This window comes from Desulforhopalus vacuolatus (assembly GCF_016918505.1).
Taxonomy (GTDB): domain Bacteria; phylum Desulfobacterota; class Desulfobulbia; order Desulfobulbales; family Desulfocapsaceae; genus Desulforhopalus; species Desulforhopalus vacuolatus.
This window is the reverse complement of record NZ_JAFFPZ010000023.1, coordinates 12,516-23,870: the sequence shown is the minus strand read 5'-3', so window position 1 is coordinate 23,870 and position 11,355 is coordinate 12,516. Positions and strand designations below refer to the sequence as shown.

The 11,355-nt window shown below is 54.9% G+C and carries 11 protein-coding genes and 1 riboswitch; all 11 genes read left to right on the top strand.

Translation table 11 applies throughout. The features are described 5' to 3' along the window. Nucleotides 1-383: 383 nt before the first annotated feature. The 11 genes from JWG39_RS12505 to cobM all read left to right on the top strand — a co-directional run bounded on the left by JWG39_RS12505 (nucleotide 384) and on the right by cobM (nucleotide 11,354). Nucleotides 384-1,172 (top strand): acyltransferase, encoded by a 789-nt coding sequence (locus JWG39_RS12505; RefSeq protein WP_205219750.1) that lies wholly within the window; start codon nucleotides 384-386, stop codon nucleotides 1,170-1,172. Nucleotides 1,173-1,217: 45 nt separating this feature from the next. Continuing rightward, nucleotides 1,218-1,412: riboswitch (cobalamin riboswitch) on the top strand. A 48-nt stretch (nucleotides 1,413-1,460) separates the two neighbouring features. Further along, nucleotides 1,461-2,303, top strand: coding sequence for a precorrin-2 C(20)-methyltransferase (cobI, locus tag JWG39_RS12500; protein ID WP_338032215.1), 843 nt, complete (start codon nucleotides 1,461-1,463; stop codon nucleotides 2,301-2,303). Nucleotide 2,304: 1 nt separating this feature from the next. Further along, complete coding sequence (locus tag JWG39_RS12495; RefSeq protein WP_205219749.1) at nucleotides 2,305-3,252, top strand: hypothetical protein; 948 nt, start codon at nucleotides 2,305-2,307, stop codon at nucleotides 3,250-3,252. Nucleotides 3,253-3,256: 4 nt separating this feature from the next. Beyond that, a complete protein-coding gene (locus JWG39_RS12490) occupies nucleotides 3,257-4,300 on the top strand; it encodes a FecCD family ABC transporter permease (RefSeq protein WP_205219748.1) in 1,044 nt (347 codons plus the stop codon). Continuing rightward, nucleotides 4,293-5,078, top strand: coding sequence for an ABC transporter ATP-binding protein (locus tag JWG39_RS12485; protein WP_205219747.1), 786 nt, complete (start codon nucleotides 4,293-4,295; stop codon nucleotides 5,076-5,078). Before JWG39_RS12490 ends, JWG39_RS12485 begins: the two co-directional genes overlap by 8 nt. Before the next feature lie 2 nt (nucleotides 5,079-5,080). Then, nucleotides 5,081-5,980 carry an ABC transporter substrate-binding protein gene (locus JWG39_RS12480; RefSeq protein ID WP_205219746.1) on the top strand — a complete coding sequence of 300 codons (900 nt, stop codon included), beginning with the start codon at nucleotides 5,081-5,083 and terminating at the stop codon, nucleotides 5,978-5,980. Continuing rightward, nucleotides 5,977-7,332: a cobyrinic acid a,c-diamide synthase CobB gene (locus JWG39_RS12475; protein WP_205219745.1), complete on the top strand. Its 1,356-nt coding sequence runs from the start codon at nucleotides 5,977-5,979 to the stop codon at nucleotides 7,330-7,332. Before JWG39_RS12480 ends, JWG39_RS12475 begins: the two co-directional genes overlap by 4 nt. 15 nt (nucleotides 7,333-7,347) lie before the next feature. Next, nucleotides 7,348-7,989, top strand: a complete 642-nt coding sequence (locus JWG39_RS12470) for a precorrin-8X methylmutase (protein ID WP_205219744.1) — start codon at nucleotides 7,348-7,350, stop codon at nucleotides 7,987-7,989. A 283-nt stretch (nucleotides 7,990-8,272) separates the two neighbouring features. Further along, complete coding sequence (locus tag JWG39_RS12465) at nucleotides 8,273-9,376, top strand: cobalt-precorrin-5B (C(1))-methyltransferase (RefSeq protein WP_205219743.1); 1,104 nt, start codon at nucleotides 8,273-8,275, stop codon at nucleotides 9,374-9,376. A gap of 2 nt (nucleotides 9,377-9,378) precedes the next feature. Continuing rightward, the gene (cbiE, locus tag JWG39_RS12460; protein ID WP_205219742.1) at nucleotides 9,379-10,590 is read left to right on the top strand and encodes a precorrin-6y C5,15-methyltransferase (decarboxylating) subunit CbiE; all 1,212 of its coding nucleotides are present in this window, start codon (nucleotides 9,379-9,381) and stop codon (nucleotides 10,588-10,590) included. Next, complete coding sequence (gene cobM / locus JWG39_RS12455) at nucleotides 10,590-11,354, top strand: precorrin-4 C(11)-methyltransferase (RefSeq protein ID WP_205219741.1); 765 nt, start codon at nucleotides 10,590-10,592, stop codon at nucleotides 11,352-11,354. The genes cbiE and cobM overlap by 1 nt, the downstream gene beginning before the upstream one ends. Nucleotide 11,355: the final 1 nt, after the last annotated feature.

Below are 11,355 nucleotides of genomic sequence, written 5' to 3'. Positions count from 1 at the left end.
CGGCGATTCCTGTGGTGTCCGCGCGTTTTCTGCGTAAGTCACTTCGGCGGATTCCTGTTGCTGACAGCTTTACTGCACCGTTCATTTCACAGGCTGACCGGGCATGCCCTGCTCTCCTGAGAAAGAGGCATACGTTGAACGCCCTGGCGTTTACGTTTTACATCCAGGCCCTGAACAGCGGGATTTTCACGCATGCAGTTAAACCAACGGTATCTTATATACACGGGGAAAGGTGAAGTCAAGCGCAGGCAGCGTGGAGAGAGATCCGTATAACACCCGTTCTCTGGAATAGAGAACCTGATTTTTCTCTTGAAGAAGAGTATTTTCTTGTCCATACTCAATTATCATTCAAAAATTCGATACTTTTAACAGAGAGAAGACCCATGAAAATTGCAGATTTATTTGACACCTCAGAATTTGAACACGCCAGCCTCTTTCAGCCAAACGACGAACCCTGGCAACCCCTCAACGACCTTAAGGAGTATATGAACAGTTTTGTCTGGCCGGAGTACCCCATCCCTGCTGGAGCACCGCTCACTGAAACGCTGGTACTGTACAACGGTGACTGCCGCCCGGCAGACGGCCTGGAGATTATCTTCGAGGACGCCACAAAAGGAAAGCTCAAAGTCTTGAAAAACGGCAACGAACTGCCCGGAGCCTCAGTGCTGATGGCCGGTGCCCTCTTCCTCTCAAAACAAATTTCCATAGGCAAAGGCGTGCTGGTGGAAAGTGGTGCGCTGCTGAAGGGTATGAATATTATCGGTGACTGCTGCGAAGTGCGCCAGGCTGCCTACCTGCGAGGGTATTGTCTTGCCGGAAAACGCTGCGTCCTCGGCCACGCCACTGAAATCAAACACAGCATCTTTCTCAACGATGCCAAAGCAGGTCATTTCGCCTACCTCGGCGACTCCATCCTCGGCAGCAATGCCAACCTCGGTGCAGGCACCAAATTCGCCAATCTGCGTTTCCTCCCCGGCAACGTCTCCATCAGGGTGAACGGTAAATTCATCGATACCGGTCGTCGCAAGCTTGGCGCCATCCTCGGCGACGGAGCTCAGACCGGCTGCAATTCCGTCACCAATCCCGGTGTCATCATGGGAAAACACACAATGCTGCTGCCCAATACCACAGCAAAGCCCGGTTTTCACAAAGCGAAGGCAATCCTGCGCTGACACGTGCCATTCCGTACGGTTCTTGCAAGTTCAACGATAATAAAGTATCTCTTTACATCTTCAGGTGCTCCAGAACGTGAGCCAAAAGGGAATCCGGTATAAAACCGGAGCGAGCCCGTCGCTGTAACCGGGGACAAACTCCATCAAGACCACTGAAGCGCACGTCTTCACGCGATTCGGGAAGGGATGGACAGAGAATGATCCGGAAGCCAGAAAACCTGCCTGAAAACGCTGAGCCAGAGTTCTCCCGAGGCAGGGAAAGGCGACAGCGCTCCACATAGATTTCAGGTGAAAGGGACACCCCGAATCAAGCCTCGCTGGTTCGGGTATTTTTTTGCCCGCCAGACAAGATCAATCAAAATTTATGAGACTGACTTCATTATGAAAGGAACATTCTACGTCGTTGGTGCAGGTCCTGGAGATCCCAAACTCCTCACCCTCAAGGGGGCAGAGGTCCTTGAAAAATGCCCCGTCTGGTTTATCCCCACAGCATTTAAAGATGCCAGCAAATCAATCGCCTTCGACATCGCCTCGGCGATAGTCTCACCTGCTGACAAAAAGATCCTCAATCACTATTTTCCCATGAAGAAAATACACCGGGGTGAGACCATTAAACCGGAGGTGAAATCGGCCTGGGAAAATGGCGCGAAAGCCATCATGGAACATCTTGAGGCCGGACATGACGTGGTCATGCCAACCCTCGGTGACCCGGGAATATACTCCACAGCCCTCTACGTCTGCGAAACCCTGCAGGCCTTCGGTTCTCCCTTCACCATCAACATTATTCCCGGCGTTCCGGCCATTGCCGCCACCGCCGCAGAGGCGCAGCTCCCCCTCTGCCTCGGGGATGATCGTCTGGTAATAATTCCCGCCACCTTTGAAAATGAAAAGATTAAAGAACTTCTCTGCCATGCGGAGGCTGCCGCCTTTATGAAGGTTGGACAGGCCCTTGACCGGCTTATTCCCCTCATAGAAGAACTCGGCCTGATTGACCACACCGTGCTGGTGGAACGCGCCAGCCTGCCGGATCAGCGAATATGGTATGACATCCGCAAAGCAAAAAATGAGAAACTGCACTACTTCTCCACCATGCTGGTGCGTTCCGCCCATAACGGAGAACCCCTCGCCTGATATGGAATTTTTCCCGGCCCTCGCCCACGTCTTCTGGCAGATAGCCCGCATGACGCTGTTCATTTCCCTCGGGCTTTTTGTCGCCAATATGATTGAGGCGCTCAACTGGAGTCATCGTCTCGCCGTCCTCGCACGTCCGCTGATCCGGCTCGGTCACCTCTCCACGACTACCGGAGCGAGTTTTTCTCTGGCTTTTTTTTCCGGAGTCTCGGCCAATACCATGCTCTCGGAGGCATACGAACGCGGTGAGATGAGCCACCGCGAGCTGGTTCTTGCCAACCTCTTCAACTCCCTGCCGCGCTTTTTTCTTCATCTGCCCACGGTTTTCTTTCTCACCGTCCCCTTCATTCACATGGGCGCGTTTATTTATGTAGGCCTGACCTTTGGCGTGGCCATAATCCAAACATTTACCGTAGTCCTCGCGGGTCGTCTGCTGCTGCCGCCCAATGAGAGTGAAATTGCTGCCGTAGACAGGAAAAAAAGCACGACCATAAAAGAAGCACTGGTAAAAAGCGGCAAACGACTGAAAAAGAAGATTTTTCATATTTTTCTGATCATGACGCCCATCTACCTGATCTTTTTTGCCCTCGGGCAGTTTGGCTTTTTCCACAGCCTCAACAATGTGCTCGCCAATCATGTCTGGTTTCTGAGCTGGCTGAAACCAGAGGCACTCGGCATTGTCGTGCTGCACATCACCACTGAATTTTCCGCCGGACTCGCCGCCGCCTCCGCTCTGCTCGCTGACAACTCTCTCAGCGTGAAAGAGGTTGTACTGGCACTGCTGGTCGGCAATATCCTCGCCGCTCCCATCCGCGCGGTGCGTCACCAGTTTCCCTACTATACAGGTATCTATTCACCGAAGCTGGCTCTCGAGCTGGTGAGCATCAGCCAGCTCACCCGCGCAGGCTGCATTGTACTGATCACTCTGTGCTACTTCTTTTTCGGGTGAGAACATGCGACTCTACTTCCCTCTGTTTCTTGCAGCACTCACCATCATTACCTCTGCCGCCATCCTCATCGCTGCGGGAATGGGGTATATGGAGATTGGCGCGGGGGATATTTTCGTCATTGTACTGCACCACCTCTTTGGTACCGCCCTGCCTGCCGGGCTGGATCCTTCCGCCGTCTATGTGGTGTGGGAAGTACGTCTGCCGCGCATCCTCATGGCTTCCCTGGTGGGTGCGGGACTGGCGGTAAGCGGCACGGTCTATCAGGGAATTCTGCTCAACCCTCTGGCTGACCCCTACACTCTCGGCATCTCCAGTGGAGCCGCCTTCGGCGCCAGCCTCGCCCTGCTCTTCAACATCACGGGAACCGGTATTCTCGGCGCGGCAAGCTGTCTCTCCACACCACTATTCGCCTTTGCCGGAGCTGCCGCCACCCTGCTCCTGGTCATGCGCCTTGCCAGTTTCGGCGGGCAGATTTCAGCGCAGACGCTGATTCTCGCCGGGGTCATTGTAGGAGCCATCCTCTCGGCAGGTATCAGCTTCATGAAATACATCGCCGGCGATCAGGTGGCGGTCATCATCTTCTGGCTGATGGGCAGTTTCGCCTCCGCCACATGGCAGGGAACCGGGGTCATGCTTATCACCCTCCTTTTCTGCCTTGGCATCACCGCCTTCTACGCCCGTGATCTTAACATTATGAGCCTCGGTCGGCGCAGCTCCGATGCCCTCGGCGTGGAGACGGCAAAGGTCCGCAAAATTCTTCTGCTCACCGCTTCCCTGCTGGCAGCAGTCTGCGTCTCGCTCTCCGGCATCATCGGTTTCATCGGACTGATCGTCCCCCATCTCACCCGATATCTTACCGGGCCGGATACCCGCCGCCTGCTGCCCGCCGCATGTCTCATCGGTGCCCTGCTGCTGCTCTTTGCAGACACCCTCACCCGTGCAGTCCTGCCTCTTGAGGTCCCCATCGGAGTGCTGACCGCGCTCATCGGCGGTCCGTTCTTCTGCTTGATATTTCGCAAGAAACAGCAGGGAAGGAATTATGATTGAACGGGCACAGGAGCTTCACTGCAAAAACCTCACCTTTGCCTACGGCAGCGCTCCGCCGGCAGTGCAGGATATCACTGTGACCTTTGCTCCCGGAATCTTCTACGGAATCCTCGGCCCTAATGCCTGCGGCAAAACAACCTTTCTCGACCTGCTCATCGGTTCGAGACAACCCGCAACCGGCAGCATCACCCTCGGCGGCATCAGTCTGTCAGACATTCCCCGACGCAAGCTTGCGCAGTGTATGACCCTCGTCCCGCAGGAATATGACACCAGATTTGGCTATACCGTGGAAGAAATTGTACTGATGGGCCGCCATCCGCACATGGCCCGCTTTGCCAGTCCCTCCGCAACCGACCTGCAGGCAGTAGAAGAGGCGCTGACCGACCTTGATATCACCAGTCTCCGCCATCGCCACACCTCCAGTCTCAGCGGTGGTCAGAAACAGCGGGTGATCGTGGCCCGGGCGATGGCCCAGCAGTGTGCCATTCTGCTCTTTGATGAGGCCACATCCAGCCTTGATATCAGCCATACCCTGTCCATTTTCAACCTGGTTCGAAAACGTGTTGCCAATGGACAGACGGTGATTGCCGTCATTCATGACCTCAACCTCGCCGCCGCCTTTTGTGATAAAATCCTCTTTATCAAAGAGGGACGCCTGCAATGCGCGGGCAAAACAGCCGATGTCCTTACCACAAAGAACATCGCCGAAATTTATGCCGTACAGAGTGAAATTGTTCAGGGTCCTCCTCTGCGAGTCCACTTTTCCTATGGGAGCTGAGTATGAAACTGCGTGCACTGTTTTTTGCTGTCCTCTTCATTCTTCTCCCGCTGAGCAGCTTTGCTGAATCCGCTGCCGACGGTATTACAAAGCCCTTTATCCGAATCATTTCCCTCTACCCGGCCCACACTGAAAACCTCGTCCGCATGGGGGCATTGAAAGAGCTCATTGGTGTCGGCACAGAAGATGATTACCCCGCGGAGATACAGGGCAGGCCCCGGTTCTCGTACCATGAAGATGCCGAGAAATTTATCGCGGCAAAGCCGGATCTCGTACTTGTTCGACCGATGATCGAACGCTCCCATCCGCAGCTCATCGCCAAACTGCGTGCGGCACATATCACCGTCGTTTCCCTGCAGCCGCATGGCATGGAGGGTCTCTTCACATACTGGCAGGAACTCGGGAAACTCAGTGGCCATGTTGCAGAGTCCCGAAAAATGAGCGAAGATTTCCACAATGAAATTCTCCGCCTGCAGCAGGAGATAAGCACCTGGCAGAGCAGCCACAACCTCTTGCCGCCAAAGGTCTATTTCGAGGTTATGCACAGCAAATCGCGCACCATTGCCGCTGGCAGTATCGCCGCCTATGTCTTGAAAGAGGCGGGGGGAATTAACATCGCCGGGGATGCGAAACAGGTCCGCACCACCAATATCGCCTTTTATCCAACAGAGAAACTTCTCAGCAAAGGCAGCCAGATAGATATTTTCATTGCCCAGCAGGGACGAATGAACGCCGTCAATCGCGAGATCATCGAACAGGAGCCGGGATATAATGCCATCCGCGCGGTACGGGAAGGGAAGATTTATCTGGTTCCTGAGGAACTCGTCTCCCGGCCAACCATGCGTATCCTTGAGGGTATCAGCACCATCGCCCGCATCCTCTACCCTGGAATAAAACTATGACTGTCACCCCCGCCTTCGTCCTCTCCGGCGTCTCCTCCGGCAGCGGTAAAACCACAGTCTCCCTTGGACTGATGGCCGCTTTTTCCCGTCGCAGCCTGCAGGTTGCACCCTTTAAGTGCGGGCCGGATTTTATCGACCCCGGTCTGCATCACTTCGTTACCGGCAGGATCTCACGCAACCTTGATCTGTGGATGGGGGGAGAAACTTTCAGCCGTGACAGCTTCCTGCGCAACAGCGCCGGGGCGGATATCGCCATTATCGAGGGAGTGATGGGAATGTTTGATGGCGGCCTCTCCTCCTCCGGCGTGCTGTCAAGGAAGTTTGCCCTGCCGAATATTCTCGTGCTCGACGTGCGCTCCATGTCGGAGTCGGCAGCGGCGGTTATCAAAGGGTTTGAAACGCTGATGGCGGGAGTGACAGTGACAGGTGTTATCCTCAACCGCATCGCCAGCGAACGCCACCTGCAACTGGTGAAGAATGCAGTGGAAGAGCATTGCAATGCCGAGATTCTCGGTTATCTGCCGCGCACCATGGAGTTCTCAATTCCCAGCCGCCACCTCGGTCTGCTTACCGGTGACGAGGCCCCCCTCTCTCCCGAGGCACTGCAGCTCCTTGCGGAGAAAATTGAGAAACATGTCAACCTTGACCGCATTCTTGAACTCTGTTCCCCCGCAGCACATCCTCCTGCTGCCCTGCTGCCCGTTCCTGCACCGACCTGCCGAATTGCCGTCGCGCGGGACAAAGCCTTCTGTTTCTACTATGAAGATAACTTCGACCTGTTGCGCGCCGCAGGAGCAGAACTGCTTTTTTTCAGTCCGATAGAGGACACAGAAATGCCCGCCGCCGACGCGCTGTATCTCGGCGGCGGCTACCCCGAGCTCTACGCTGATGCTCTGAGTGAAAACCACTCCATGCTGTCGAGTATTCGCTCTTTTATAGCCGCTGGCAGACCGGTATTTGCCGAATGCGGCGGTTTCATGTATCTCACTGAAGGAATTGAAGAAGAGGAAGGACGTTTTGCCCCGTTGATTGGGCATTTCCCGGTGCGGGCGACGATGAATCAACGTCGGGCCAGTCTTGGATACCGCGAGTTGACGACCCGGGCAGAAAGTTTCTTTGGCCCTGAAGGCACAGTGTTGCGCGGTCATGAATTCCACTATTCAAAGATTTCTGCGATGCCGGATGAGATCGAGCGACTCTTTACCGTCAACAAACCAGGAGTCGGCGAACTTGCATCTGAGGGGTATCGCAAAGGCAGTGTGGTCGGCGGTTATATGCATCTGCACTTCGGCAGGGCCCCGGCAGCAGTGGAAAAATTTATCGCCGAGGCTGTCCATTCATCCGAAAAATAATTTTATGGAGATCACATGACAGTACAACTTACCAAAATTTCCGCTGGCGACATTGAAGCGGAGTCTTTCCGTATTATTGAATCTGAATTTAACTCCACCAAACGCGCCGAGCTGGACGACCCGACCTTTAAGGTGATACAGCGGGTCATTCATGCCACCGGCGATTTCGCCTTTGGCGACAACATGCGTTTTGCTCAAGGGGCAATTGCCCGAGGCATTGAGAATCTCAAGGCGGGAAAGAATATTCTTACTGATGTCACCATGGTCGCCTCGGGTATCAGCAAACCGACCCTTGCCAGATGGGGCGGCGAGGCCATCTGTAAAGTGGCTGATCCTGAGATTGCCGCCCGGGCGAAAGAGCTGGGGAAAACCCGCTCGGAAACCGCACTCAATGAACTGCTTGACGAAAGCATTGGTATTGTGGCCATCGGCAACGCCCCAACCGCTCTGGTGGAGGCTGTGCGCGTGGTGAAGGAGCGGTTTCCGGTAAATCCTCCGTTGATTATTGGCGTGCCGGTAGGGTTTGTGAATGCTCCGGAGTCAAAGGACCTCCTTGTTGAGGAAAATAATTGTTATATTACAGCGCTTGGCCGTAAAGGGGGAAGCCCGGTTGCTGCGGCTATTGTGAATGCGTTGATGAAGCTGGCGATAGAGTAATACCATTTACATTTTGTATTGGCGGATTCAAAGGCAGTGGGACAGGAAAAGAGAGGCAGGAAAAAGGAGGCAGGAAAAAGCAAGAGGTCTTGTAGAGACGACCAATTTGGGCGTCTCCAGCACAACAGACGTTTCTACAGTGAGATCAATTTTATATCTTGTTTGCCCATTCCTCATCGCCCAAAAAGATGCCAGCGTAGTTGCGTTGTCTGGTCAGTAAAAAATGTGATTGGTATAAATCTGCTTTCCCCCTCTTCCCTGGAGAGGGGGTACAAAACACAAAATGACAAAAAAAACCGAAAATCTCCGCTCCGGCTTTACCACCGGAGCCAACTGCGCTGCAGCCACAAAGGCCGCTCTCACGGCCATTATCACCGGGAAATGCCCGACCACCGTCGAAATCCCCTTTCCTGGAGGGAAACGTCACAGTTTTACCCTTTTGGACTGCACCCTTGATACAGCAACTCAAACTGCGACCACCAGCCTGATAAAAGATGCTGGCGACGACCCGGATGTAACCCATCTCGCCGAAATCAGGGTCACTGTCAGCCTGAAACACAATCCGGACATTACCCCGCCCCGCTGTCTCTATCTCGACAACATTCAGCTTTGCACCGGCAGGGGTGTTGGCCATGCCACCAAACCCGGCCTTGCCTGTAAACCGGGAGAGCCGGCCATCAACCCCGGTCCACGGCAGATGATAAAGATGGCCGTGAAAGAAATTCCTGAAGTTACCGGCAAAGATATCTGTGTAACCCTTTCCATCCCCAAAGGGGAAGAGCTGGCGAAAGAAACCCTCAACGGACGCCTTGGCATTGTCGGTGGCCTCTCAATCCTCGGCACCAACGGCATTGTCCGCCCGCTCTCCGCCGCAGCCTGGCGCGCCACCGTTGCCGCCAGCCTGAAGATGGCAAAAAAGTCCGGCCTGCGCGAGGTGGTTGTCTCCACAGGCCGTACCAGTGAAAAAGCCGCCCGGCTGTATCTCAACCTGCCCGAGGCTGCCTGTATTGAGATGGGGGACTTTCTCAAATTCACTCTCAAAACCGCTGGCCATTTCAAATTTGACGCCGTCCACTACAGCGGCATGTGGGCGAAGGTAACCAAGGCCGCACTGCGTGTTCCGCAAACCCATGTGCGCAATGGCGCACTGGAGATGGTGCAGGCGGCAGCGCTGCTTGAAGAGCTGGGCGCGGAGGGAGATCTTTTGCATACTCTGCAGGACAGTAACACTGCCCGCGAGATGTTTTATCATCTTACCGATGCAGGTCGCAACGACATCATTGAAGCTGTCTGCGAACGGGCAAAAAACTACTGTGAAGAGCTGTCCGGCCTGCCGGTGCCGTTCTATCTCGTCGACCCCGGCGGTAATATTCTGGTAAAGGTATAGACATGGAACACAACATTATCGTTATCGGCATCGCTACTCTCGAACTGAGTCCTGGACAGCAGCGTCTGCTTGAAGGGTGCTGTGCCGTTTTTGGCACGCCCCGCTTCAAGGCACTTGCCGGGAACATCGAGTATTATCCGATTACCCCGCTCAAAGAAGCCATCACAGCCATCGCCAGTGCCCGTAAACTCGGCAATGTGGCCGTGTTTGCCAGCGGTGATCCGCTTTTCTACGGCATCGGCCGCACCCTGATGCGTAACTTTCCCCGCCAGATTCTGCAGTTTGCACCGTCACTCTCCTCCATTCAGCGGGCCGCCGCCCTTTTCCGTCTTCCCTGGGAGGACGCCCGCCTGCTCAGCCTTCACAACCGCAACTGCGACCACCTGCCAGGCCTGCTCCTGAGTCACCACAAAAGTATACTGCTCACTGACAGTACAAACAGCCCGAGACACATCGCGACCCGGTTGCTTGACTACCTGGAAAAAATTGACTTTATCATTGAGGCTGCCGCCTGGCGAGTCTGTATAGCGGAAGATATCGGCAGTAAAAAAGAGAAAATATTCACCGGAACACTTGCCGAGTGCGCGACACAAAAGTTTGCCCCGCTCAACGTCTTCTGCCTTTATCGGGAAGAGGCCGAACCACAGACCTGCCCATGCGCTTTCGGGCTGACAGAGGAGGAGATCCACCACAGTCGCGGCCTGATAACCAAAAGTGAAGTTCGGGCGGCAACCCTCCACGCTCTGCGCCTGCCGAGACACGGCATCTTCTGGGATGTGGGCGCAGGCTCCGGCGCTGTCTCCATTGAAGCTGCACGGATAAATCCACAGCTGACCGTCTTTGCCGTAGAACACAAAGAGGAGGAGATTGCCAATATCAAGGCCAATATCCGCCGCTTCCGCTGCTTCAATATCGTACCGGTTTTCGGTCGCGCCCCGCAGGCCCTGGCCGGGCTGCCGACGCCGAACCGCATTTTTGTCGGCGGCAGCTCAGGTGCCCTTGAAGATATCGTGAAAACGGCGGCGGAGTTCCTGCCGGAAGATGGCCGCATCGTCATCAACGGCGTGCTTGCAAAAACGGTGGAAACCGCCCCGTTGCTGCTCACTACCCACAGTTTTACGGTCGAATCAGCACGCCTCAGTGTCACCCGTGTGGACCACGCCGGAAAGACAACAGAGTTTAACCCGATAACCATAACCACAGGAATCAAGTAATGGAAAATACAGTCTATTTTGTCGGCGCAGGTCCCGGTGATCCCGAACTTATCACCATAAAAGGACAGCGCCTTCTGAAAGATGCTGATGTGGTCATCTACACCGGCAGCCTCGTACCGAAAGCACTGGTTGAAAATTTGCGGGGCGAAGTGATCGACTCCGCAGGTCTTAACCTTGACGAAGTCTTTGCCCTTGTTCTTAACCGCTGGAAGGCCGGGAAAAAGGTGGTACGCCTGCACACCGGCGACCCCTCCATCTACGGTGCCATCAACGAACAGATGATGCTGATGAGAAAGGAGAACATTCCTTTTGCGGTAGTTCCAGGAGTCAGTTCGGCACTCGCCGCCGCCGCTGCGCTCAGCACCCAGCTTACCCTGCCGGAAGTGAGCCAGACCGTTATTTTCACCCGTATGGCCGGACGCACACCAATGCCCGAGGGAGAAGACATCAGGTCGCTCGCGGCACATCAGGCGACGATGATGATCTTCCTCAGTGTCGGCATGATGGAGAAACTGGTTGCCGATCTCATTGCCGGAGGCTACCCCGAGACCACCGCCGTTGCCGTAGTTGAAAAGGCGAGCTGGCCCGACGAGAAGACGGTGCGCGGGACCCTCGCCTCCATCGTCCAGCAGGTGAAAGAGGCAAAGATTACCCGTACGGCAATGATCGCCGTGGGTGATGTACTCGTTGAAGGTGATCCGCCGGCACTCTCTAAACTCTACGATAAAACCTTCACCCACGGATATCGCAAAGGGACAAGCTGAA